This window comes from Marivirga sp., assembly GCF_051117495.1.
In the GTDB taxonomy this organism is placed as follows: Bacteria; Bacteroidota; Bacteroidia; order Cytophagales; family Cyclobacteriaceae; genus Marivirga.
The window spans coordinates 1-23,562 of record NZ_JBNPEF010000041.1 but is presented as its reverse complement, the minus strand read 5'-3'; the positions used below and the strand labels follow the sequence as shown (position 1 = coordinate 23,562).

The 23,562-nt window shown below is 35.2% G+C and carries 22 protein-coding genes and 1 tRNA gene; 16 read left to right on the top strand and 7 right to left on the bottom strand.

Going from position 1 to position 23,562, the window contains the following annotated elements:
* Positions 1-207: 207 nt before the first annotated feature.
* Positions 208-280, bottom strand: a tRNA-Met gene (locus tag ACFE0M_RS18390).
* A 110-nt stretch (positions 281-390) separates the two neighbouring features.
* Between ACFE0M_RS18390 and era the strand changes: the two genes are divergently transcribed.
* The 4 genes from era (at position 391) to ACFE0M_RS18370 (ending at position 3,433) form a co-directional block, all read left to right on the top strand.
* Complete coding sequence (gene era / locus ACFE0M_RS18385) at positions 391-1,275, top strand: GTPase Era (protein WP_434547257.1); 885 nt, start codon at positions 391-393, stop codon at positions 1,273-1,275.
* A gap of 111 nt (positions 1,276-1,386) precedes the next feature.
* Positions 1,387-1,743, top strand: a complete 357-nt coding sequence (locus tag ACFE0M_RS18380; RefSeq protein WP_434547256.1) for a four helix bundle protein — start codon at positions 1,387-1,389, stop codon at positions 1,741-1,743.
* Positions 1,744-1,799: 56 nt separating this feature from the next.
* Positions 1,800-3,107, top strand: a complete 1,308-nt coding sequence (der, locus tag ACFE0M_RS18375) for a ribosome biogenesis GTPase Der (protein ID WP_434547255.1) — start codon at positions 1,800-1,802, stop codon at positions 3,105-3,107.
* A gap of 65 nt (positions 3,108-3,172) precedes the next feature.
* Positions 3,173-3,433 carry a hypothetical protein gene (locus ACFE0M_RS18370; protein WP_434547254.1) on the top strand — a complete coding sequence of 87 codons (261 nt, stop codon included), beginning with the start codon at positions 3,173-3,175 and terminating at the stop codon, positions 3,431-3,433.
* Between the two features lie 57 nt (positions 3,434-3,490).
* On the opposite strand, the gene ACFE0M_RS18365 is transcribed toward ACFE0M_RS18370, so the two are convergent.
* Together ACFE0M_RS18365 and ACFE0M_RS18360 are read right to left on the bottom strand one after the other, a co-directional pair.
* Positions 3,491-4,567, bottom strand: a complete 1,077-nt coding sequence (locus ACFE0M_RS18365) for a 3-oxoacyl-ACP synthase III family protein (protein ID WP_434547253.1) — start codon at positions 4,565-4,567, stop codon at positions 3,491-3,493.
* A 34-nt stretch (positions 4,568-4,601) separates the two neighbouring features.
* The gene (locus tag ACFE0M_RS18360) at positions 4,602-5,192 is read right to left on the bottom strand and encodes a TetR/AcrR family transcriptional regulator (RefSeq protein WP_375579029.1); all 591 of its coding nucleotides are present in this window, start codon (positions 5,190-5,192) and stop codon (positions 4,602-4,604) included.
* A gap of 278 nt (positions 5,193-5,470) precedes the next feature.
* On the opposite strand from ACFE0M_RS18360, the gene accD reads away from it, so the two are divergent.
* Entirely contained in the window at positions 5,471-6,310 is an 840-nt protein-coding gene (gene accD, locus ACFE0M_RS18355) for an acetyl-CoA carboxylase, carboxyltransferase subunit beta (protein ID WP_434547252.1), read from the top strand.
* A gap of 79 nt (positions 6,311-6,389) precedes the next feature.
* Here the strand turns inward: accD and ACFE0M_RS18350 are convergent, their stop codons facing one another.
* A complete protein-coding gene (locus ACFE0M_RS18350) occupies positions 6,390-6,914 on the bottom strand; it encodes a hypothetical protein (protein WP_434547251.1) in 525 nt (174 codons plus the stop codon).
* Positions 6,915-6,966: 52 nt separating this feature from the next.
* On the opposite strand from ACFE0M_RS18350, the gene ACFE0M_RS18345 reads away from it, so the two are divergent.
* Entirely contained in the window at positions 6,967-7,947 is a 981-nt protein-coding gene (locus ACFE0M_RS18345; RefSeq protein WP_434547250.1) for a radical SAM protein, read from the top strand.
* A gap of 151 nt (positions 7,948-8,098) precedes the next feature.
* A complete protein-coding gene (nqrF, locus tag ACFE0M_RS18340; protein WP_434547249.1) occupies positions 8,099-9,403 on the top strand; it encodes an NADH:ubiquinone reductase (Na(+)-transporting) subunit F in 1,305 nt (434 codons plus the stop codon).
* 83 nt (positions 9,404-9,486) lie between these two features.
* Here the strand turns inward: nqrF and ACFE0M_RS18335 are convergent, their stop codons facing one another.
* Together ACFE0M_RS18335 and ACFE0M_RS18330 are read right to left on the bottom strand one after the other, a co-directional pair.
* Positions 9,487-10,584: a cyanophycinase gene (locus ACFE0M_RS18335; RefSeq protein ID WP_434547248.1), complete on the bottom strand. Its 1,098-nt coding sequence runs from the start codon at positions 10,582-10,584 to the stop codon at positions 9,487-9,489.
* A gap of 375 nt (positions 10,585-10,959) precedes the next feature.
* The gene (locus ACFE0M_RS18330; RefSeq protein WP_434547247.1) at positions 10,960-11,148 is read right to left on the bottom strand and encodes an LPXTG cell wall anchor domain-containing protein; all 189 of its coding nucleotides are present in this window, start codon (positions 11,146-11,148) and stop codon (positions 10,960-10,962) included.
* Positions 11,149-11,318: 170 nt separating this feature from the next.
* On the opposite strand from ACFE0M_RS18330, the gene ACFE0M_RS18325 reads away from it, so the two are divergent.
* The 9 genes from ACFE0M_RS18325 (at position 11,319) to ACFE0M_RS18285 (ending at position 20,896) form a co-directional block, all read left to right on the top strand.
* Positions 11,319-11,951, top strand: a complete 633-nt coding sequence (locus tag ACFE0M_RS18325) for a hypothetical protein (RefSeq protein WP_434547246.1) — start codon at positions 11,319-11,321, stop codon at positions 11,949-11,951.
* 359 nt (positions 11,952-12,310) lie between these two features.
* Positions 12,311-12,766 (top strand): MarR family winged helix-turn-helix transcriptional regulator, encoded by a 456-nt coding sequence (locus ACFE0M_RS18320; RefSeq protein WP_434547245.1) that lies wholly within the window; start codon positions 12,311-12,313, stop codon positions 12,764-12,766.
* Between the two features lie 29 nt (positions 12,767-12,795).
* Entirely contained in the window at positions 12,796-15,198 is a 2,403-nt protein-coding gene (locus ACFE0M_RS18315) for a 3-hydroxyacyl-CoA dehydrogenase/enoyl-CoA hydratase family protein (protein WP_434547244.1), read from the top strand.
* A gap of 29 nt (positions 15,199-15,227) precedes the next feature.
* Complete coding sequence (locus ACFE0M_RS18310; RefSeq protein ID WP_434547243.1) at positions 15,228-15,611, top strand: four helix bundle protein; 384 nt, start codon at positions 15,228-15,230, stop codon at positions 15,609-15,611.
* 112 nt (positions 15,612-15,723) lie between these two features.
* Entirely contained in the window at positions 15,724-16,893 is a 1,170-nt protein-coding gene (locus tag ACFE0M_RS18305; protein ID WP_434547242.1) for a thiolase family protein, read from the top strand.
* A 161-nt stretch (positions 16,894-17,054) separates the two neighbouring features.
* Positions 17,055-18,857 (top strand): acyl-CoA dehydrogenase family protein, encoded by a 1,803-nt coding sequence (locus ACFE0M_RS18300; protein WP_434547241.1) that lies wholly within the window; start codon positions 17,055-17,057, stop codon positions 18,855-18,857.
* Between the two features lie 172 nt (positions 18,858-19,029).
* Positions 19,030-19,617 (top strand): DUF4389 domain-containing protein, encoded by a 588-nt coding sequence (locus tag ACFE0M_RS18295; protein ID WP_434547240.1) that lies wholly within the window; start codon positions 19,030-19,032, stop codon positions 19,615-19,617.
* Positions 19,618-19,619: 2 nt separating this feature from the next.
* On the top strand, positions 19,620-20,114 hold the full coding sequence (locus ACFE0M_RS18290) for a DUF4870 domain-containing protein (protein ID WP_434547239.1): 495 nt from the start codon (positions 19,620-19,622) through the stop codon (positions 20,112-20,114).
* A gap of 2 nt (positions 20,115-20,116) precedes the next feature.
* Positions 20,117-20,896 carry a M48 family metallopeptidase gene (locus ACFE0M_RS18285; protein WP_434547238.1) on the top strand — a complete coding sequence of 260 codons (780 nt, stop codon included), beginning with the start codon at positions 20,117-20,119 and terminating at the stop codon, positions 20,894-20,896.
* An 808-nt stretch (positions 20,897-21,704) separates the two neighbouring features.
* Here the strand turns inward: ACFE0M_RS18285 and ACFE0M_RS18280 are convergent.
* Positions 21,705-23,402, bottom strand: coding sequence for a M61 family metallopeptidase (locus ACFE0M_RS18280; RefSeq protein WP_434547237.1), 1,698 nt, complete (start codon positions 23,400-23,402; stop codon positions 21,705-21,707).
* Positions 23,403-23,562 lie beyond the last annotated feature (160 nt).

The window sequence follows — 23,562 nt, the reverse complement described above, 5'->3', positions numbered from 1 at the left end:
TCACTCTGATGGATGAATTAATAGAAATAGCTCCAAAAATACTAATATTAGAGAAAAAGAAAGGCAAACTATCTTTAAATCAATCCATTACGGTGTTAGGCTGACGGCTATGGCTAGCCAGCGGATAAGAGCCCAACGAGCATTTTTATCAGGTTTTGGACATAAAAAAAAACCAGACTTGAAAGCAAGACTGGTTTGTTACTCTAGTAGCGGGGACAGGACTCGAACCTGTGACCTTTGGGTTATGAGCCCAACGAGCTACCAACTGCTCCACCCCGCGATATAAACTCTTGATTTTAACACTTTTTCTGGTGTTTCTCTCAAAAGGATTACAAAGGTATGATAAGGTTTTCGAAAAATCAAGTACCTTTGCAAAATAAATTTTAATGAATGTCAGAAAATCAGCACAAAGCCGGATTTGTAAGCATAGTGGGCAAACCAAATGTAGGTAAATCTACCTTAATGAATGCTTTGGTGGGTGAACGCCTTTCTATTATTACTTCTAAAGCTCAGACAACCCGTCATAGAATAATGGGGATTTTGAGTGGGGAAGACTTTCAAATTGTATATTCTGATACGCCTGGGATTTTAGCGCCTCAATATGAACTGCATAATTCCATGATGCGATTTGTGAAATCGGCACTGGAAGATGCGGATATTTTGCTTTTCTTAACGGATTTGTATGAAAAGTATGAGGAAGGAGATGTGTTGATCGACCGATTAAAGAAAAGTGGGGTGCCTATCATTCTGGTCATGAATAAAATTGATCAATCGAAAGGTTCGCAAGCGGAAGACAAAATGAAGTATTGGGCTGAAATTATTGAGCCTGACCATCAAATAATGATTTCCGCTTTAGAGAAAGTCAATATTGATGGACTTTTCAACAAATTGATTGATTTGCTACCGGTTCATCCTCCCTATTTTCCTAAAGAAGAAATGACAGATAAGCCTGAGAAATTCTTTGTGGAGGAAATTATAAGGGAGAAAATATTTCAAAATTATAAAAAGGAAGTGCCTTACAGTTGTGAGGTGGTAGTGACCGAGTTTAAGGAAGATGAAACCATCATCAGAATTAGAGCGGAAATATATGTAGAAAGAAAATCCCAAAAGGGGATTATCATTGGTAAAGGTGGAGAAGCACTTAAAAAAGTAGGCATAGAATCCCGCAAGGATTTGGAAACCTTTTTCAATAAGCAAATCCACTTAGAGACCTTCGTAAAAGTGGAGCAAGACTGGCGGAAGAAAGACTTGAAGTTGAAACGATTCGGTTATTGATAATTAGTAATTAATAATTAAGGAATTAATAATTGTCAAAAGCAATCTATGGAATGAAAAATATCTTGATTAAATTAAGCTCAAAAGTATGTTTAATTTAAAGTTCGAAGGATGAAAAAAGATAATCTAATTCAACAGAAAAGCTATCAGTTTGCTCTCGAAATTATTTGGTTAGCACAAAAATTAAATGTAAATAAACAATTCGTTATATCAACACAAATCCTAAAAGCAGGTACCTCCATAGGAGCAAATGTTGAAGAAGGAATAGGAGGCCAATCAAGAAAAGATTTTAGTGCAAAACTTGCAATTTCATATAAAGAAGCACGGGAATCTCATTATTGGTTGAGGTTGATTAGAGATGCTAAACTTCATGATGCGGACGAAATAAATCAAAGATTATTGGAGTGTGAAGAAATTTTAAGAATCTTAACAGCGATTCTCAATAAAGTAAAAGAAAGTGAAGTTTAAGTGAGATTAAACTCCAAAATTATTATCTATTAATTATTAATTACTAATTAATTTAAATGTCAAACATAGTAGCAATAGTAGGGAGACCGAATGTCGGTAAATCCACATTTTTTAATCGTTTAGTGGAGCGTAAGCAAGCGATTATGGATAACGAATCGGGCGTAACGCGTGACAGACAGTACGGTGAGGCGCAATGGATAGGAAAAAAATTCACAGTTATTGATACCGGTGGGTATGTGACCGGTTCCAATGACATATTCGAAAAAGAAATCAGAAAGCAAGTAAAAGAAGCTTTGAAAGAAGCTACTGTGATTTTATTCATGGTGGATTGTCATACTGGACTAACCGATATGGATAAAGATTTTGCCAATGTAGTACGTGAAGTGGGCAAACCTGTATTTGTCATAGCCAACAAAGCAGATAATACTGAAAAAAGCTATATGGCGGGTGAATTTTACGGATTAGGATTTGATGAAGTTTTCAGCATGTCCTCCGCTAGTGGTTCTGGTACGGGTGAGGTCTTGGATGCCGTAGTGAAGCTATTTCCCGATGATGACCATAAAGATCCATTCGAAGGGGTTCCAAGATTAGCAATTTTGGGTCGCCCCAATGCCGGAAAATCCTCATTTCTCAATGCTTTATTGGGTGACGAAAGAACTATTGTGACCGATATTGCAGGTACCACCAGAGATTCCATCAATACGCATTATAAATTATATGGGAAGGATTTTATTCTAACGGATACAGCAGGTTTAAGAAAAAAGACTAAAACAAAGGAAGATATAGAGTTTTATTCTACTATTCGGGCCATTCAGGCTTTGCAGGACAGTGATGTTTGTATAGTGATGATTGATGCTACCCGTGGTTTTGAGGCACAAGATATGCAAATCATCAGTTTAGCTCATAAAAATAAGAAGGGCATCATGATCATGATCAATAAATGGGACCTTATTGAAAAAGATGGAAAAACACATGATAAATTCAAAAAGGAAATTCAAGAGAAATTGGGTCCTTTAGATTATATCCCAATTATTTTTACCTCCGTAACTGAAAAACAAAGAATATTCCAAGCCATTGAATTGGCCACTAAAATATATTTTAGTAGGACAGAAAAAGTGAGTACATCGGCATTGAATGAAGTAATGCTGAAAGAGATAGAAAAATATCCGCCTCCTGCGCTAAAAGGAAAGTATATTAAAATTAAGTATGCAACCCAGTTGCCGACTTATACCCCAACTTTTGCATTTTTCTGTAATCTGCCACAATATATTAAACCACCTTATGAAAGGTATCTTGAAAACCGATTACGTGAAAATTTTGACTTTGAAGGAGTGCCAATTAAGCTTGTTTTCAGAAAAAAATAGATATATACTTTTGTCAATCTAAATAATTAAATACATTTACATCTTAAACCATAATCAATTTAACTATGAAAAAATTATTCACATTATTCTTATTAGGTGCTTTCACCTTAGCAGTTTTTGCTTGTGATAACAAAAGCGAGAAAGAAGAAGCAAAAGATCAGATTGAAGAATCTACTGAGGAAATCAAAGATGCAGTAGAAGATGCTGGAGAAGAGATCGATGATGCTGCTGAAGAAATCAAAGAAGAAGCTGAGGAAAAAGTAGAAGAAGGTACTGAGGAAATGGAAGAAGCATCTGAAGAGGTTGAAGAAGAAGTAGAAGGTTAATTCTTTTACAACTTAAAATTTAAAAAGACCGCAAGTGCGGTCTTTTTTTTATTTAAATTACATTCTATAGATAATAGCATTAATGTGCATCCCGGCACCAACCGATGCTAAAATTATATCATCTCCTTCTTTAATTTCATGCCCTTCAATTTCTCCTTTTAAGACCATATCCAACATAACGGGAACTGTAGCCACAGAATTATTCCCAAATTTTTGAATGGTCATAGGCATCATATTTTTAGCTTCCAATCTTAAATCATATAATTGGCCAAGCTTTCTTAATATGGCCTCATCCATTTTTTCATTGGCTTGATGGATCAGTACTTTTTTGATGTTTTCCATGAATATACCAGAACGCTTTAAGGCGGATTGCATAGCAGTAGCCACTTCATCCAAAGCATATTCATAAATTTTTCTGCCCTTCATTTTAATGTAACGGGCGTTATCGTCTAATCCGGCTTTGTTTGATTTTCCCATGGCCAAATAATTTAATTCTTCATTAGCATCTGTCCTGTTGGCAAAGCCTAGTATTCCTTTTCGATCATCATCATATGAGGCAGAAACAATGGTAGCTCCAGCACCATCAGAAAATATCATCCCATCCCTGTCATGTGGGTCAACACATCGGCTTAAGGTTTCAGCTCCTATCACCATAATATTTCTGCAGAACCCACTTCTTATCATTTGATAGGCTTGAATAACGCCTTGAACCCAGCCAGGGCAGCCAAAAACAATATCATAGCAAACTACATCTGGATTCTGAATCTTTAATTTATGCTTTACTTTTGCTGCCAAACTTGGCATATTATCTACCCTATTAGTCCCAGCTTCCATATCTCCAAAGTTCTGGGCATAAATGATATAATCTAAATCTTCCTTGTTAATTGTGCTGTTTTTTAAGGCATTTTCTGCTGCTAATGCACCTAAATCAGAATTTAACTGGTCATCATTAGCATACCTTCTTTCTCTTATTCCTGTTATCTTCTCAAATTTCTTAATGATTTCTTCATTCGGAATATCAAATGGTTTCCCATCTTCCATGTAGAATTCATGATTTAAGAAGTCCTCATTTGTTACTACATTCTCGGGCACATAAGAGCCAATTCCGTTAAAAACTACATTTGGTGTCTTCATAATTTTATGTTTGTAATATTATAGTGGTCTTTTTTTAAATTCTTCTTACGGCATCCCAGCAAGCATCTGCTGCTTGCACTATGCGTTCCTTGCTTAATTGTTGTTCATGGTCAATTTGTAATTTTGCCAAAGAAGTAATGGGTCCATAAGACAAGGAGATGATAGTGTAAACTGGTAAGTCTTTCATAGCCTTTTCTCTTTTTGCTTCAATGAAAAACATCATAACTGGCGACATGATCATAAAGCTTTCTTCTCTGGTCAATTTGCTCATATAAGAAGCATATCTATGCTGCTCAATAAATTGAAAAGCTTTAGGGTTATCCATGAAATAATTGATCAAATTCATCCATAAATGCTTAAATCTATCCTTAAAACTTTCATCTTCATTGTATCCATCCAACATGGCATGCATCACACGCCTTTTGATTTCTTTAAACAATTCATTGATTAAATCCTCTTTGTTTTCAAAATATCGATAGATAGTCCCTGCTCCAATACCTGCTTTTTCAGCTATCATTGAAATAGGAGTACCATGGAAACCATTTTCAGAGATTAATTCTAAAGTAGTTTCTAATATCAGGGTCTTCTTGTCAATTTTGTTTTCTATTGCGGAATGAACGTTCATTCCGTAAATTTCGCAGCTTTATTTTTCCTATCAAAATTTTTAGGTATAATTTTAACCTTCTGTATATCAGTTGCTAACGTTTGTTAGCTTTGGGTTTACTTCATTTATTATATTAGAATGTTTTATTTGTTTAAATCTTTAAATAGAGGGAAATAAGAATGAAATTGGATAAATGAGAAGGGAATTAAACTTTTACTTTGGCAATTGACAGTCAATTCAATTATCTTTGACCCTCTAACGAAAACCTTCAGTTGGTTTAGATTTAAAATTGAAACAATATGGCTTGGTTTAAGCGACAAAATAAAGGGATATTAACTCCCACAGAAAATAAAAAAGAAGCACCAGACGGATTGTGGTACAAAACCCCAAGCGGTAAAATCATTCACATGCGTGAGCTTAAGCAAAATGCTTATGTAAGTCCTGATGATGAATATCATGTTCGAATTGGTTCTAAAGAATATTTTGAGATTCTTTTTGATGATAATAAATTCACTGAGCTTGATAAAGATTTGAGTTCAGGTGACCCACTTGAATTTGTGGACAGCAAACCTTATCCTGTTAGAATTAAGCAATCTCAGGAAAAAACGGAATTGAAAGATGCCGTTAGAGCTGCCCATGGTAAAATGAATGGTTTGGATTTATGCGTGGCTTGCATGGATTTTAGTTTCATTGGAGGATCCATGGGGTCTGTAGTGGGGGAGAAAATAGCTAGAGCTATAGATTATTCCATCAAAAAGAAAGTGCCATTCTTGATGATTTCTAAATCGGGTGGTGCCAGAATGATGGAAGCAGGATTTTCACTTATGCAAATGGCCAAAACATCAGCTAAATTAGCACAGCTATCAGAAGCTCAAATCCCTTACATTTCTTTACTAACTGATCCTACTACTGGGGGTGTAACAGCATCCTACGCCATGTTAGGTGATTTCAATATTGCGGAACCTGGTGCCTTAATTGGTTTTGCTGGCCCTCGTGTAATCCGAGAAACTATAGGGAAAGATTTACCCAAAGGATTTCAAAGTTCTGAATTTGTATTAGATCATGGATTTTTGGATTTTATTGTGGACAGAAGACAGCTGAAAACCAAATTGACCACTTTGTTGAAGATGTTGAAATAGAAGTTCATTAACTCAATATTCTAAATGCCAATTTGATCAATTGGCATTTTTTCGTTTTTAGGTAATGGGATTATTCTTTTTAATGATCAATTTGTGAGTTAATTTTATTGATGATTTTCGTAGCTCTTGATTTCAGTCCCGGACTTGGCTGTCGCTCCATTTTCAGTTCTAATATTGCCTTTAAGGCAAGTTGTAATTCTACTTCATTAATCAAAAGCTTTTCCAAAACACTCATTGAGAAAACTTGTATTGCTACTGCAGTTTTATGGTTCTCTAGCTTTTCAAATCCTGTGTTTATCAAAGTTTCGTGTAGGTAGGATGGAATTTCGATGAAATTAAGCGAGCGCCAAATGTTTCTTTCAAGTCCTTCATGATTGGTTTTTTCTATAATTTTAGCTAAAGCTTTAATATGTTTTACTTTTAATATGCCCGGATTTTTTTCTACTGTATGAGTCAGTAGCCATGAGGCTTGAAATTGAGTTTCTTTTATGCGAAGGAGCTTTATGATTTCATCAATTGAAATTTTATTATCATTAACTAATTGAATTAGGTGATCTATTTCATCTTTGCCAATTCTTGTGCTCAATTTTTTCTTCAATTCCATAATTCATGATGTCATTTTAGCATTTTGAATGCCGTCTTTCTAAATTAGCAAAATGCGTCTAATTAGGAAACCGGTTTTATGTAATTATTATGTGACCTATCGTTGCAATGCCAGTTGCTACTTTTGCGATATATGGGAAAAACCTAGTCCTTATATTAAGGTGGAAGATGTAGAGCAGAATTTAAAAGACCTCAAAAAACTAGGGGTGAAAGTGATCGATTTCACCGGGGGCGAGCCTCTTTTGCATCATGATATTCATATTTTTCTAAAGATGGCAAAGGATATGGGTTTTATTACCACCATCACCACTAATGGCTTGCTCTATCCTAAAAAAGCAACAAAATTGACGGGCCTAGTCGATATGCTTCATTTTTCATTGGATTTTGCTGATGCCAAGCAGCACGATGAAGTAAGGGGAGTAGGCTGTTTTGATTTTGTGATGAAATCAATTGAGAAAGCCAAAGAGTTAGGCGAGAAACCGGATATTCTATTCACAGCTATGAATGAGAATATTGAAGAACTGCAAAAAGTTTATGAAAATATATGTCTGCCAAATGATTTGGTATTAATCGTAAACCCCATTTTTGATTACAACACAGTAGCAACAGGCGGTGGTCTATCCAATGAAAACCTCAATTTCCTTTCCAGTATGGGCAAAAAGAAAAATATTTATTTGAATGATGCATTTATCGAATTAAGGAGAAATGGTGGAAATCATGTAGAAGATCCTGTTTGCAAGGCCGCTTCTTCTACTTTGGTTATATCTCCAAAAAACGAATTGGTTTTGCCATGCTATCATTTAGGTAAAAAAGATTATCCCATCAATGGAGATTTAGTAAGACTTTATCATTCAGATGAGGTTCAAAAACTGGTAGCCCTGGAAGGAAGACTTCCCGAATGCGAAGGATGTGCCATAAATTGCTATATGCAACCTTCCTTCGCAGTGGAAATCAATCAATATTTTTGGAAAGCTTTGCCTTCTACCATCAAATACAATAGGTTAAAAGGCACATGGAAAAATATTTTTCAATAATTTCTACATTTTGCCAACTTTTTGGTTTGACTTACTGTTAGTTTTTCGAATATATTATAATAAAAATATTGAACCGAGCTTATAGGTTTACATTTTATATAATATATTTGCAACTCAATTAATTGAATCATTAAGAACAAAAATAAAGTTCATGACATCAGTAATTATCACTTCAATTATTGCCTTCACAGTCTTAATACTATTATTGGTATTAATTCTATTGTTTGCGCAATCAAAATTAGTTCAATCGGGGCCCGTTAATATTTATGTTAATGGTGATGAAGACAATCCTATTGTGACAACTGCAGGATCCACTTTATTATCCACTTTATCTGGACAGGATATTTACCTACCCTCTGCTTGTGGTGGAGGTGGTACTTGTGCCATGTGTAAATGTGTGGTAGAAGATGGTGGCGGTGATGTATTGCCAACAGAGGAAGGTCACTTAAGCCGTTCTGAGAAAAAAGAAAATGTTAGGCTTTCTTGCCAAGTAAAGGTGAAGGAAGATATGCACATCCGCATACCAGAAGAAATTTTTGGTATTAAGAAATGGGAGTGTACGGTAAAATCCAACTACAACGTTTCTACTTTCATTAAAGAGTTTGTTGTTCAGTTGCCGGAAGGTGAAACTTTAGACTTCGAATCTGGTGGATATATTCAAATTGATGTACCTGCCATAACTTGTGAATTTAAAGATATTGACATTACTCCACATCCAGATTTGGGGCACAAAGAAGATATCTTCCAAGAAGATTGGGATAATTTTGGAATGTGGGATTTGGTGATGAAAAATGATGAGCCAATTTTTAGAGCTTATTCTATGGCCAACCACCCAGCCGAGGGTAATATCATCATGCTAAATATTAGAATTGCGACTCCACCATGGGATAGAGCTAAAAACACTTGGATGGACGTAAATCCTGGTATTTGTTCTTCTTATGTATTTACGAGAAAATCAGGGGATAAAGTAACGATTTCAGGGCCTTATGGTGAATTCTTTATTAATGAATCTGATGCGGAAATGATTTACATTGGTGGTGGTGCAGGTATGGCTCCATTACGTTCTCATATATTCCATTTATTCCATACACAAGGAACAGATAGAAAAGTATCATATTGGTATGGCGGTAGATCAAAAAGAGAATTATTCTATGTAGATCATTTTAGAAAGATAGAAGAAAAGAATCCTAATTTTGATTTTCAAGTAGCCTTATCTGAACCGTTGGAAGAGGATAACTGGAAGATTAAGAAGAGCTTAGATGATAAAGACGGTGACGGATACACTGGATTCATCCATAATGCTTTATATGATAATTACTTAAAACATCACAAAGAGCCTGAAGAAGTAGAATACTACTTGTGTGGGCCTCCAATGATGAATGCAGCAGTATTGAAAATGCTAGATGATATGGGTGTTCCACCTGAAAATATCAGGTTTGATGATTTTGGAGGGTAATCTTAATAATATTAGATCATAATAAAAGGGGCTTTTGAGCCCCTTTTTTATTTTAATCTTTAATAGAACCTTTTTTAGAAGATTTAATCTGGTTGTTGAATATCATTAGAAATACTTCCATAATTAACATTTACCTGTTGTAATTGTGCTGCACTGCTTAAAGAATTCCAATTGCTAATATTAAAACTATTACTTGGATTAAGTACTCCTTTTACTGTATAAGCAGTTATAGCATCAGTCCAATGTAAAGATTGTCCATCTTCACATTGATCGGGTATTGAGTTGGCACTAAAGAAAAAAGCATAGTCCTCATAGTTTCCATCACCCAAAACCTTAGCATCTCCGTTCGCTTCAATTGCAACAGCTGTAAATTCATCCACTGCTATTCCTTTCACATCCTGATAACTGCTTACTACACCATCCGCAATTAACCTTGCCATAAAGGTGATAGTCCTTCCTAATCTGTTTCTTTCAGAAAAATGAGAATCTGTAATGATATTTGCCAAACCCGGTAGTTGTAAAAAGTCTGTTTTAATGGTTTCCATATAATGGTGGTATGGATCATTTAAAGCTTCAGATGAAATCACTCCCGAGGATTGAGGTATATAGGCAAATTCTCCCAATATGGCTAAACCAGCAGAAGTGCCACCAACTGGAACCCCTTTTTCATTTACTAAATAGTGGATAGAATTTTCTACTTCAGTACCATTCCAGAAGTCATAATATTCTGTTTGATTACCGCCTGCAATAAATAATGCTTCAGCTCCTCTGATTTTATCTCTTACAAAGTCTGAATTTGCACTAGTTTGATCATTAATCACTAATGTGAGAATAGAATTGGCACCTTCTATAAAAGTGTCATCATTGTATCCATTACTATCATCAGTTCTGATAATAACAAAATCTCCACTGTCTGATTTATTGACCATCCAGTCAAACCATGATTTTTGATCACTTGCACCACCTGCTAACAAGTATCCTAGGCTGCTATTAGTTTGAATATCCTCAGAACTTCCTGTCAAATAGTAAGTGACACTACCATCACTACTTCCTCCGTCATCTCCGCCTTTATCTTTTTTTGGACCACCTGCATGATCGGGTTTGCCCATATCTAAATTCTCTTCTGTACATGCAGAGAAAATTAATGCGATTGCCAATAAGGCATAACTTATCCTTTTCATATTATTATGATTTAAGTTTTTGAAATTTTGAAATAAATATTTAATACAGCCTATTGAGATAGGCTACCTTTATTGATTGGTAATTTATGCTTAATGAAAACCACATAAGTTACCCTGCTTCCCAAGTTTGAAAGCTACATGAAGTGATAAGTATTGGCTAACAATCGAAAACCGGTTGCAGATTTCGCCTGTGAACCGGTTTGAAGCTCAAGAATTTGAGCCCGAAAATCTTTTTAGGATTAATATTAGAATTGTAATATGTGTTGAATTTGAAATTCATACAATTTCAATATGCAAATAAAAATATTGATTGTCAATATTTTGTGTAAAAAAAATCCAGATTGAAATTGTATATTGGGAAGGTTGTTATCTTGTTTAATAGTCTTTGTCTTTCTCTCTTTTCTTTTTCCTTCTCCACCAAAAATAACCTCCAATTAAAATTAGAATAGGTAATCCTATATAAAATATGTAATCAAATGGAGTTTGTAACAATAAAGGTTCACTATCATCAGGATGTGGGACGCCTTGAGGTATTTGAACTAAAAGTTGTAGTAAAAGTGTCATGTTAAATAGTTGGTTTTCTCTATCTAACGAGAATAACCCATTGCTGTTTTTAGATATGTTTTTCAGTCTTATGGTGATTGCTTAGGAAATTTTTCTCGAAACCTGCCATATTATATTCCCGTGTTCTTATAGGGTAATACATTTTTTTAAGATTTTAATAAAAAATAGTTATGTCTCATTCTTCCAATCAAACTGTAGCAATATTCTTTTTATTTTTTTTATACAACATCACCTTTCCTTCCAACCTGAAAGCACAAAAAGAGAATCATATTTTTCCCTGGAATGCTGAATTACCACTTGGAGCAGCAGTTCCTACTGCCGACCTTGCTGAAACGGTGGATATGGGCGCTAATATAGGAGCTAGATTTGGATACTCGTTAAGAGAAAGATTGATGATTCGAGGAGATGTAGGAGCTGAGTTTTATCAAGCTGAACTATATTCCGACAACCGTCAGTTGTGGAATTACTCAGCAGGCGTAGAATATCTGTTTACTGATAAGGGGGGTACGGAATGGCGACTGGCCGGATTTGCAGGCATGGGAGCGAGTACCCTTACGGGTGAAGACTCTCCAGAATTGCCTGAAACTTACTTTTCTTTAAATTATGGTGTCAAATTCGGTCGGGGAATAACCGATAATTTCGATTGGTTTATAAACGTCTTGGGGCGTACAGTTTTTGCAAATCCAAATGATAATACCAGTACTGGTATTTTTACCACTTTACCGATTAGCGTGGGTATCAACCATAGATTCAATCAAAGCGATAAGTCAATTAAAGACAAAGTGGAGCAGCCACCAAATTAAATTGGTTTAATTTATTTCTTATTTTGTCTATATTATAAAGCAAGATTTACAGAAATGTCAGATATATTAAAGTCTGGAAATTTAATTGATCTGAAATGCTGTAGACTAAGATATTATAATCAGTCATTTTAAATGACTTGTCTAGTGAATATTACGAAGCATATTCACTTTTTCATTCCCAGAACCATCAATTTCCTTGAGAGTGCGCTAGAATTACATTACATTAATTTTTACACATCTTTATACTTCCAAATACGTTTTCTAAGATTCATTCTTCTTAAATAAGTTTTATTACCAAATAAAATATTTTTTTGAAATATAGTATGCATGCATACTATATTTTTGTATATTTGAATTCTATGAAAAGAGAGGAATCCATCGACTACAATATAAAAGCCGCTTGGCATGCCATTTCACGCATGTATAATCAGCAAGCGGTAAAATACGGAATCACTACTTCTATAGGTTTTGTATTACTCAATATTAATTCCAAAGAGGGTACTCCCGCTACCAAAATAGCTCCACTTATGGGCTTGGAAAGCAGGAGTCTTACCAGAATGTTAAAAAGTATGGAGGAGAAAGGCCTTATTTATAAAAAGCCTGACCCAGAGGACAAGCGTTCGGTAAGAATCTTTTTAACTGACTTAGGAATAGAGAAAAAAGCGATTTCAAGGGAAACGGTAAAAGCTTTCAATGAAGAGGTGTTCAAAACTATTGAACCCGATAAATTGGAGGCTTTTTTTGATGTCATCAATAAAGTGAATGACATAATCGACAAAAACGAGATTTATAATAAGAAAGAATCAATTCATTAATTTTTTAAAATTTAAACCATAGCGACTAAATGAAACGAAACATTAAAAAAGTAGCCGTTTTAGGTTCGGGAATTATGGGTTCAAGAATTGCCTGCCACTTTGCCAATATTGGTGTGGAAGTGCTATTGCTTGATATCGTACCTTTCGAACTTACGGATGCCGAAAAAGAAAAAGGTTTAACTAAGGAAGACCCACAAGTTAGAAATCGGATCGTGAATGATGCATTTCAGTCAACCTTAAAAGGAAAGCCCGCTTCATTATATCATAAAGATTTTGCCAATAGGATTTCTTTGGGAAATTTTGATGATGATATGCACAAAATCAAAGATTGTGATTGGGTGTTGGAAGCTGTTGTTGAGCGACTTGATATCAAAAAAGAAGTTTTTGGAAAAGTCGAAGAGCACAGAACTAAAGGAACTATCATTTCTTCCAACACATCGGGTATTCCTATCCATCAGATGTTGGAAGACAGAAGTGAAGATTTCCAAAAACATTTCATCGGAACGCACTTTTTCAACCCACCACGTTACCTTAAATTATTGGAAATCATTCCTACACCTAAAACCGATCAGGAAATCACTGATTTCTTAATTCATTATGGTGATTTATATTTAGGTAAAACAACCGTTTTATGTAAAGACACGCCTGCCTTCATTGCAAACAGAGTAGGTATTTACGCCATCTTAAAGGTAGTGGAATCCATGCAGAAATTAGGTATGAATATCGATGAGATCGATAAGTTGACCGGCCCTGTAATAGGCCGACCTAAATCTGCTACTTTCAGAACTTCTGATGTAGTAGGGTTGGATACTTTAATTAAAGTGGCCAACGGATTATATGACAACCTTCCAAACGATGAGGCTAGAGATACTTTTAAATTACCTGAAGTAATCGGCAAATTAGAGGAAAACAAATGGTTAGGGGATAAAACCGGACAAGGTTTTTATAAAAAGACCAAGAAAGACGGAAAAACCGAAATCTTGACTTTGGATTTGGATTCTATGGAATACAAGCCGAAGACCAAGCCTAAGTTTTCTACGCTTGAATCCACTAAGCAAATCTCCAATTTAAAAGAGAGATTCCCAGTCTTAATAGGTGGAAAAGATAAAGCCGGTGAATTCTACAGAGATTCATTCTATGGTTTATTTCAATATGCTTCAAATCGAATTCCAGAGATTTCTGATGAATTATATAGAATTGACCAAGCCGTTTGTACAGGTTTCGGTTGGGAAATTGGTCCTTTTGAAACTTGGGATACCCTAGGTGTTAAAAAGACGGTTGAGAAAATGGAAGAAGCAGGTTATAAGCCAAATCAATGGGTTTATGATATGCTGGATTCCGGTGCGGATACTTTCTACAAAGTAGAGGCAGGTCAAAAGCAATATTATGACCTAGACAGCAAGAAATATGTGAATATCCCAGGTACTGAGGAATTCATTATTCTAGAGAACTTAAAAGAAAGTGGAAAGGAAATCTGGAGCAATGCCGAAGCTGGAATCATTGATTTAGGCGATGGTGTTATCAATGTTGAATTCCGATCTAAGTCCAATACTTTAGGTGGTGGAGTGGTAGAAGCCATCAATAAAGGAATTTCTCTAGGTGAAGAAAAATATAGAGGAGTTGTGATTTCTAATGAGGGTTCTAATTTCTCATTAGGAGCAAACCTTGGAATGGTTTTCATGTATGCTATTGAGCAAGATTATGATGAATTGGATTTCATGATTCGTCAGTTCCAACAAACGATGATGAGAGCTAGATATTCAGCTGTACCAGTTGTAGTTGCGCCTCATAACATGGCATTAGGTGGAGGTTGCGAACTTTCCATGCATGCTGATCACGTTCAAGCATCTGCTGAAACTTATATAGGATTAGTAGAAGTTGGAGTGGGTGTAATTCCTGGCGGTGGAGGTACAAAAGAAAATGCTCTTCGCGTTGCGGATAGATATCAAGATGGTGATGTAGAATTAAATGCTTTACAAAATGCATTTATGAATATCGCCATGGCGAAAGTAGCTACTTCTGCTTATGAGGCTAAAGATATGGGTATTTTAAGACCTTCCGATGGAATTAGCATAAACAGAAGTCGTCAGATTGCAGATGCTAAAGCTGCTGCTATCAGATTAGCGGATGCTGGTTACACTATGCCAGTTCAAAGAGAAGATATAAGAGTTCAAGGTAAAACTGGAATTGCACTTTTCAAAGCAGGTATCAATGGCATGAAGATGGGTAAATACATTTCAGAGCACGATCAAAAGATAGCTGAAAAGTTAGCTTATGCAATGTGTGGTGGTGATTTATCTTATCCTCAGGAAGTTTCAGAGCAGTATTTATTGGATTTAGAAAGAGAAGCTTTCTTGTCTTTATTAGGAGAGAAGAAAACGCTAGAAAGAATCCAGGCGGTATTGCAAGGAGGAAAGCCACTTCGAAACTAATTAACAATTAACAGTAAACAATTGACAAAATGGAACGGGGATATCTTAAATTAACAGTTTATCAGAAAGCTTTCAAGCTTGCGATGGAAATTTTTGAATTGACCAAAAGTTTCCCAAAAGAAGAAAGGTACTCTTTAACTGATCAAATAAGAAGAAGTTCACGTGCTGTTGCTTCGGCAGTTGCTGAATCATATAGGAAAAGACAATATGAAGCTTATTTTGTAAATAAAGTTTCCGATGGCGATATGGAAAATACTGAGACTCAAACTTGGTTGGATTTCGCCTATTGTTGTAAGTATGTGATTAAAAGTAAGTATGACGAATTGATGGATGAAAGTATTCAAGTTGGCAAAATGTTAAATCATATGATTGAACATCCCGAGAAATACAGAAGAAAATCAAATGCTGCATGACTTATTTAGCACAGAATATTGTCAATTGCCCGATTCATCGGGTTGTCAATTGTCAACTTTTAGATTAGAAGTAATAAAGTTAAAATTATTAAGAATTTAAATCAAAGAACTAATGGATGCATATATAGTAGCAGGATATAGAACGGCAGTAACAAGAGCTAAAAAAGGAGGCTTTAGATTTTACCGACCGGATGATCTGGCTTCCGATGTAATCAAACACCTTGTTTCCCAAGTAGAAGGGGTAGAAAATAAAATGGTGGATGACCTTATTGTAGGAAATGCTGTGCAAGAAGCAGAGCAAGGAATGCAAATGGGTCGTATGATTTCGCTTTTAGCGCTTGGTAAAGAAGTGCCAGGTATGGTCATCAATAGATATTGCGGATCAGGACTTGAGGCTATCAATATTGCAGCTTCAAAAATCCAAGCTGGTTATGCGGATATCATCATTGCGGGTGGAACGGAATCAATGTCTATGGTGCCAATTATGGGGTATAAAACAGCCCTTAATTATAAAATCGCTACCGAAACTCCTGATTATTACACCTCAATGGGACTAACAGCAGAGCAAATTGCTCAACAATGGAAAGTTTCTCGTGAAGATCAGGATGAGTTTGCTTACAACTCTCACATGAAAGCGATAAAAGCACAGAAAGAAGGCAAATTCGATGAAGAAATCGTGCCCATCAATGTGAAGGAAACTTATGTGGAAGACGGCAAAAAGAAGACTCGTGACTTTACAGTAGATAAAGACGAAGGACCTAGAGCTGGAACTAATACAGACCTTTTAGGAAAATTAAAGCCTGTATTTGCCCAAGGTGGTTCAGTTACTGCTGGTAATTCTTCTCCAACAAATGATGGAGCTTCATTTACGATGGTAATGTCAGAAAGAATGGTGAAGGAATTAAATGTGAAGCCGATTGCCAGAATGGTGGGTTTCAGTGTTGCAGGAGTGGAGCCTAGAATTATGGGTATAGGACCAGTAGAAGCAGTTCCAAAAGCCTTGAAAAATGCAGGTTTGAAAATGAACGATCTTGATTTGATCGAATTAAACGAAGCTTTTGCGGCTCAATCTTTAGCTGTAATCCGTGAGTTGGATATTGATCAAAGTAAATTAAATGTAAATGGTGGCGCTATTGCATTAGGTCACCCATTAGGTTGTTCCGGAGCAAAACTTTCAGTTCAGGTATTAAATGAATTGAAAAGAACAAATGGAAAATACGGTATGGTTACCGCTTGTATTGGTGGTGGTCAAGGTATTGCCGGAATATATGAAATGATGTAGAGTCAGTAAAGAGTATCAAGTAGCTAGTATCTAGAGTTTTACTAGCACTTGATAATCTTAAATCATTCCAAGTAAAAAAAATAATTATTAAACCCATTTGGTACTCTTACTGCTAGAAGCAATTTCTAGATACTAGATACCAGATACTAGATACTAATATTATGAGTACAACAGAAAAAAAATTCACAGCAAAGGGCGGTGCTTTTTTAATTGAAGAAACACCAGCTCAGGCAGTTTTCACTCCAGAGGAGTGGACAGAAGAGCAAAAAATGATTGCCCAAACTTGTAAAGATTTCTTAGATCAGGAAGTATATCCCAAATTAGATGAAATCGATGATGTAAAAGGAAATCCTGAATTAATGCCTCAATTGTTGGATAAATCAGGTGAATTAGGTCTTTTAGGTACTTCAGTTCCTGAAGAATATGATGGATTTGGAATGGACTTCAATACTTCAATGCTAGTGGCTGAAGTAATTGGAGCAGGCCATTCTTTTGCCGTGGCATTATCTGCACATACTGGAATAGGTACACTTCCAATTTTATATTATGGTGATGATGCCCAAAAGAAAAAGTATTTACCAAAATTAGCGACTGGTGAATGGAAGGCCTCATATTGTTTGACTGAGCCTGATTCTGGTTCTGATGCGAATGCAGCCAAAACTAAAGCAGTTTTAACGGAGGATAAAAAACATTATATCTTGAATGGTCAGAAGATGTGGATCACCAACGGTGGTTTCGCTGATATATTCATTGTTTTTGCAAAAATCGATGATGATAAAAACCTTTCTGCTTTTATAGTGGAAAAAGATTTTGGTGGGGTGACTATGAATGAGGAAGAAGCCAAAATGGGTATTAAAGGTTCTTCTACTCGTCAGGTTTTCTTTAACGACTGTAAAGTGCCAGTTGAAAATTTACTTTCTGAAAGAGAAAATGGATTTAAAATTGCGGTTAATATCTTAAATATTGGTAGAATTAAACTTGGTGCATCTGCTATCGGAGCTAGTAAAGCGGTATTAGGTCAGGCAGCCCAGTATTCCAATGAGAGAAAGCAGTTTGGAACATCTATTGGAAGTTTTGGTGCTATCAAACATAAATTAGCGGAAATGGCAGCTAGAACTTATGCTGCGGAGTCTGCAGCATACAGAGCAGGTCAAAATATTGATGATGCTTATGATGACCTGGTAGCGGGTGGAATGTCAGAAGCGGAAGCAAAATTAAAATCGGTTGAAGAATTTGCCATTGAATGTGCCATTATAAAAGTACATGCCTCAGAGGTATTAGATTATGTGGTTGATGAAGGTGTTCAGACTTATGGTGGAATGGGCTTTTCAGCAGATGCACCTATGGACAGAGCTTATCGTGATGCTCGTATCAACAGAATTTTCGAGGGTACAAACGAAATCAACCGTATGTTAACCATTGATATGTTGTTGAAACGTGCCATGAAAGGTAAACTTGATTTGATGACGCCAGCCATGAACGTGCAAAAGGAATTGACTTCAATTCCTGATTTTGGAGCGGAGGAAGATGATGCACTTTTCGCAAAAGAGAAAAAAGTTCTAGCTAATTTGAAAAAAGCAGGCTTGATGATTTCCGGTGCTGCGGTTCAAAAGTATATGCAGAAACTTTCTCAAGAGCAGGAAATTCTTATGAATTTAGCGGATATGTTGATTGAGGTTTATGCCGCGGAATCTGCTATGTTAAGAACCGAGAAATTGGTCGGCATCAAAGGAGAAGAAGCTTGTAAACAACAAATCAATATGACCAAGCTATATATGCACCGAGCAGTAGAAGTTGCCAATAAAGCAGGAAAAGAAGCAATCTTTGCTTTTGCTGAAGGCGATGAGCAGCGCATGATGTTATTAGGCTTGAAGAGATTCACGAAAATTGATCCTATGAACTTAAAAGAAGTAAGAAGATCAATTGCTGATCATGTTTTAGAAAAACAAGCTTATGAATTTTAAATCGTAAAGCTAAACCCAAATAATGAAAGGCTCGAAAATTTTCGAGCCTTTTTTATTGATTTAAAGCGTTTTAAGCTGTATTGTAGATAATACTCTCGTTATTAAATACTCTAAAAATTGTAATTTATCATAATAATTTACAATTTCGAATTTCACAAAACCAATATTCACTATGTTAACTTTTGAAATTAAACATCAAGACCGCTATTCTCGCGGGGAATTGTTGTTGCGTACTTTTTTCGGATGGCTTTACATCCTAATTCCTCATGTGTTTTTATTGTTCTTTATGAGCCTGTGGGGTGCTATCTTGGGATTCATTGCTTTTTGGGTTGTCTTATTCACTGGAAGATATCCACAAAGTTTTTTTGAATACCAAGTAAAATTGATTCGATGGAATACGCGCGTTCAAGCAAGAATATCTAATCTTGCAGATGATTATCCACCATTTGGATTAGACGCTAAAGATGAATACGTAAATGTGGATGTCAAATATCCAGAAAGAATTAGCCGAGGCTTAGTAATACTAAGAGTTTTATTTGGTATTATTTATGTAATCATTCCACATGCCTTTATTTTATTTTTCAGATTAATCTGGACACAAATTTTGGTCTTTATAGCTTGGTGGGTAGTACTTTTTACTGGGGAATTTCCTAAATCTTGGCATGAGTTTATTGTGGGGACTTTTAGATGGCAAACTAGAGTAAATTTATATATGTCTTATATGACAGATGAATATCCTCCATTTTCAGGAAAACCATAATAATGATGACAGAAGAAAATTATCACCCAATTCCTCAACCTGAGGAGCTAGAAATTCGGGAAAAGGAAGATGCAATGGGAGCCTACCTTATGATGTTTGCAGCATTAGGGGCTGGGCTTCCTTTGCCTATTTTGAATTTAGTAGCAGCAATTATTTATTATTACATCAATAAAGGAAAAAGTTTGTTTGTCCGTTTTCATTCACTTCAATCCTTGCTTAGCCAACTTCCTACTAGCATCCTCAATGCAGTGGCCGTCTTTTGGGGGGCAAGAATTATATTTTTTGATTATGCTTTCACCGATGTTTTCAAAGGCTATTTATGGTTAGTAGGAATAGCTAATTTGATATATATCATTTTCAGCATTATTGGAGCCGTGCAAGCAAGAAAAGGACAAATGTATTATTTCATTTTCTTTGGCAGGGTTTCCTACCAAGCAGTTTTTAAGAGAAAGGAAAGTGAAAGTCAAAAAGTAGTAAATCAACCTCCTAAAATGTAGTAATGAATAAGAATGTTAGGGATTTAGCAGTAATTATTCTGATTGCAGTCGCCATTTGGGCCGGGTTTACTTATTTTTCTACTACCACCGAAAAACAAGATCTGGTTTCATTGGAACAAGAGGCTGATATTGCTGATTTTTTCAATCGACAAATATTTAGAGAGTATGATTCATTAGACGTTGGACTGACGGATTCAGTAATGAATGTCATATTTAAAAGGTTAACTGAGCCGATGGATTCTGTCCGATATGATTATAATATTTATGTATTAAAATCTGATCAAGTCAATGCCTTTACTGCCTTTAACGGACAACTATTTGTTTTTACGGGCTTAATTGAACAAACCGAATCTCCAGAAGAATTGGCGGCAGTTTTGGCGCATGAATTAGCACATGCAGAAAATAGACATGTCATTAAAAATTTGGTAAAGGAAATTGGATTGAATTCTTTAATTCTTATTATTTCAGGAGGTGATCCAGTCATAATGCAGGAGATTACCAAATTGGTAGTAAGCAGCGGGTTTAGCAGAAATATGGAAAGAGAAGCGGATGAATATGCCATCCAGTATTTAAAAGATGCCAATATAAACCCGAACAGGTTAACCCAGTTTTTTTTAAAATTAAAGCAACAAAATAAGGAATTGCCGGAAAGTTTGGAATGGATTTCTTCACATCCGGCTCTAAAAGAAAGAATTGAATTTGTATCTGAAAATATAGGAGATTCAATTCAGGAAATCCCCATTGAATTAGATTGGAAATCTTTTAAAGGATCTCTGAAATAATATGGGTAAACAGTGTATTTATATTGCACTTTTAAAAGAAAATAACCTTAAAAATAGTAATTTTTCAACAATATTCAAAAAAAATCTTTTTAGGGCTTGACCCTTTAAAAAAATCATTATACATTTGATACATCTTATACAAGTCAATGACTTTGTAAGGTTTTGGTTGAAATAGAAAGGCAGCTGGGGAGCTGCCTTTCGCTTTTCCTACCCTTTTGTATTCCCATCAAACATTTAACCACTTTTTCCTCATCAATTTTTCAGTTTCTTTTATTTCATTATTTTCTTCTAGAATATATCGACTGTAAAATCCACCATTTTCAGTTTTAATTGTGGCTTGAAGCAATTTATTAATTCAGAAAAATTGAAAACTATATTTTTCCTGCTTTCCTCGTTTTGTCCCCTTAGCATTCCAAATTACAAATAATTTAAAAGTATCTGGAAACAAGATAAATCTGATTTAAATATGAAATAATAAAATCACATTTATTTGCTGAGTAGATTAATAGCTGATCCCCAAGTTTCGCCAAAAGCGAAAAAGTGGGCTGGAGGGTAAAATGGCGGGCCAGCGTTGGCATATGTGGGAAGCAGCTTCATTTTACCTAGATTTTTTGCTTACTTTTTCATCAATGGAAAAAGTAAGAATGATTATGCTAGAATTAAAATGCAAAAATCAGCAATTTAATGCAAAATTGTGTTCTCTGGAACACCATGAAATAATGAAAAAGTACCTTTAAACCAATAGGGAGGACTTTTTAAATGCTACCGAGAAAAATAGCTACCTTTCGCCTTCCCTTTTGTATCCCCATCAAACATTTAACCACTTTTTTCTCATCAAGTTTTCAGCATCAGTTCTATTCTGACTTTCTTTTAGAATATATCGACTGTAAAATCCTCCTTTTTCTGTCTTAATGGTGACTTCTCTCAAATCATTATTTCTAAAAAATTTAAGATTATAAAATTTACCTTCTTCTATTTGAATAGAATCCTCAACTTCCTCGAAGTTATGGTCATCAAGGCTTATTATTTTATCTCCAATTCGAAATACTTTTTCAGCTGGGCTTTCAGGGGCAATCCCAACCACTTTTCCTTCATTTATTTTTAATCCGAAATAATGAGTTAATGGACTTTCATTTATTTTTAATTCCATTTTAAATCCAAATTGGCTCAATAAATCTTTTAATTCATTTTCAACCGGTTCACATCCTTTTATGAATTTATTGGAATAATTAGCTAAGTCATATCCAATAACTTCTTCAGCTGTCTGTAAATAATCTTTTGGGCTGTAACCTTTGTTTTTCTTGTAAAAATCCGTCCATAATTTTCGCATTACATCATCTAAGCTTTTTTCTCCCTTTGTTTCTAAGATTATTCTTAAGTCTAGGATGAGGGCAATCAAAGCCCCTTTTACATAAATGGAAACTTTCCTATGAGGAATCCCTGCTTCGTAGCCATCTAGCCATAAATCCCATGAGGATTCTGCTAGGGAAGTGTAAAGTCTTCCGTAATTCTCAAAGTGGCGCTTAAATAGGATGTTGAGTTCTTCCATATACCACTTCAGATCCTTCACCCTGCTTCTAATCAGAAATAAATCCCCATAATAAGTGGTGACCCCTTCGGCAACATATCCTGTTGTAAAGTAATTTTCCTTTTCAAATTCATAGGGATACATTTCCTCAGGTCTAATTCGGATAATATTCCAATAATGAAATAATTCATGAGAGCTGATACCTAAAAGATTATTATAAAAAGTTTCTGTGTTGAATTCCTTAGCAGGACCCAAAACTATACAAGTGCTGTTCAAATGTTCCACTCCATGATAGGCTTTCTCATCTGGAATTTGAAATAAGAAATGATAGTCATCACTTTCAAATTCGCCCATGGTCCTCAATTGAAAGGCATTAAATTTTTTAAAATCCCTCAAAAGTCCATCCTTATTTTTCAGATCAATATTTCCTCTGAACCATAAATGAAAATTGATGCCGTCAACTTGATAATGAATATGCTGAAGGTTTCTGCCAGCTAAGACAGGACTATCCACCAATTCATAAAAACTGTTGGCTATTAATTCATTTCCATTTCTTTTTAATCCACATGCTATTTCCCAATCATCCGGTATTTTCAATTCCACTTTATGAACGTCCTGCATTTCATCAACTTGATAAAGCATGCAGTTTATGAAATTCAAATACCAATGTTCCTCATCTACATAAGTACTCCCCCCATCAATAATGGAAGTATAAATTTCATATTGTATAATGCATATTTCATCTTCACAATTAATTTCCCAAGTGTTTTTATTGATTTTCTTGAAATGCAACGACTGCCCATTTTCATCAAATGCTTTGAAATTCCTCAAATATTTAGAGAAATTCCCCAATTGATATCGGCCAGGCCTCCAATCAGGTAATTTCATTTCAAAAGTTGGCTTTGAGGATTTTAATCGAATTTCGACTTGTAAAAAAGAATCGTGGGTAAACTTTTGTGATAATCTATATTGAATCATTGTCCGATATTTTAATTATTTTCATCTTTGTATTTCAATACCGTCCTAAATAAAGAGAGGGGTTTAAGTTTTATCCCAAAATATTAATTTTGGGTTGACACAAAAACCAAAAAACCCCTCATGAGCAATATTACACTTTTTGCACAGATAATTAAAAAAA

Excerpts from the sequence above, each read along its gene's own strand:
- nqrF (WP_434547249.1), top strand. The coding sequence starts at position 8,099 with ATGACATCAGTAATTATCACTTCAATTATTGCCTTCACAGTCTTAATA.
- ACFE0M_RS18285 (WP_434547238.1), top strand. The coding sequence starts at position 20,117 with ATGAATAAGAATGTTAGGGATTTAGCAGTAATTATTCTGATTGCAGTC.
- ACFE0M_RS18320 (WP_434547245.1), top strand. The coding sequence starts at position 12,311 with ATGAAAAGAGAGGAATCCATCGACTACAATATAAAAGCCGCTTGGCAT.
- ACFE0M_RS18360 (WP_375579029.1), bottom strand. The coding sequence starts at position 5,192 with ATGAACGTTCATTCCGCAATAGAAAACAAAATTGACAAGAAGACCCTG.
- ACFE0M_RS18295 (WP_434547240.1), top strand. The coding sequence starts at position 19,030 with ATGTTAACTTTTGAAATTAAACATCAAGACCGCTATTCTCGCGGGGAA.
- ACFE0M_RS18300 (WP_434547241.1), top strand. The coding sequence starts at position 17,055 with ATGAGTACAACAGAAAAAAAATTCACAGCAAAGGGCGGTGCTTTTTTA.
- ACFE0M_RS18310 (WP_434547243.1), top strand. The coding sequence starts at position 15,228 with ATGGAACGGGGATATCTTAAATTAACAGTTTATCAGAAAGCTTTCAAG.
- ACFE0M_RS18335 (WP_434547248.1), bottom strand. The coding sequence starts at position 10,584 with ATGAAAAGGATAAGTTATGCCTTATTGGCAATCGCATTAATTTTCTCT.
- accD (WP_434547252.1), top strand. The coding sequence starts at position 5,471 with ATGGCTTGGTTTAAGCGACAAAATAAAGGGATATTAACTCCCACAGAA.
- der (WP_434547255.1), top strand. The coding sequence starts at position 1,800 with ATGTCAAACATAGTAGCAATAGTAGGGAGACCGAATGTCGGTAAATCC.
- ACFE0M_RS18330 (WP_434547247.1), bottom strand. The coding sequence starts at position 11,148 with ATGACACTTTTACTACAACTTTTAGTTCAAATACCTCAAGGCGTCCCA.
- ACFE0M_RS18290 (WP_434547239.1), top strand. The coding sequence starts at position 19,620 with ATGATGACAGAAGAAAATTATCACCCAATTCCTCAACCTGAGGAGCTA.
- ACFE0M_RS18325 (WP_434547246.1), top strand. The coding sequence starts at position 11,319 with ATGTCTCATTCTTCCAATCAAACTGTAGCAATATTCTTTTTATTTTTT.
- ACFE0M_RS18365 (WP_434547253.1), bottom strand. The coding sequence starts at position 4,567 with ATGAAGACACCAAATGTAGTTTTTAACGGAATTGGCTCTTATGTGCCC.
- ACFE0M_RS18370 (WP_434547254.1), top strand. The coding sequence starts at position 3,173 with ATGAAAAAATTATTCACATTATTCTTATTAGGTGCTTTCACCTTAGCA.
- ACFE0M_RS18305 (WP_434547242.1), top strand. The coding sequence starts at position 15,724 with ATGGATGCATATATAGTAGCAGGATATAGAACGGCAGTAACAAGAGCT.
- ACFE0M_RS18350 (WP_434547251.1), bottom strand. The coding sequence starts at position 6,914 with ATGGAATTGAAGAAAAAATTGAGCACAAGAATTGGCAAAGATGAAATA.
- ACFE0M_RS18315 (WP_434547244.1), top strand. The coding sequence starts at position 12,796 with ATGAAACGAAACATTAAAAAAGTAGCCGTTTTAGGTTCGGGAATTATG.
- ACFE0M_RS18280 (WP_434547237.1), bottom strand. The coding sequence starts at position 23,402 with ATGATTCAATATAGATTATCACAAAAGTTTACCCACGATTCTTTTTTA.
- era (WP_434547257.1), top strand. The coding sequence starts at position 391 with ATGTCAGAAAATCAGCACAAAGCCGGATTTGTAAGCATAGTGGGCAAA.
- ACFE0M_RS18345 (WP_434547250.1), top strand. The coding sequence starts at position 6,967 with ATGCGTCTAATTAGGAAACCGGTTTTATGTAATTATTATGTGACCTAT.
- ACFE0M_RS18380 (WP_434547256.1), top strand. The coding sequence starts at position 1,387 with ATGAAAAAAGATAATCTAATTCAACAGAAAAGCTATCAGTTTGCTCTC.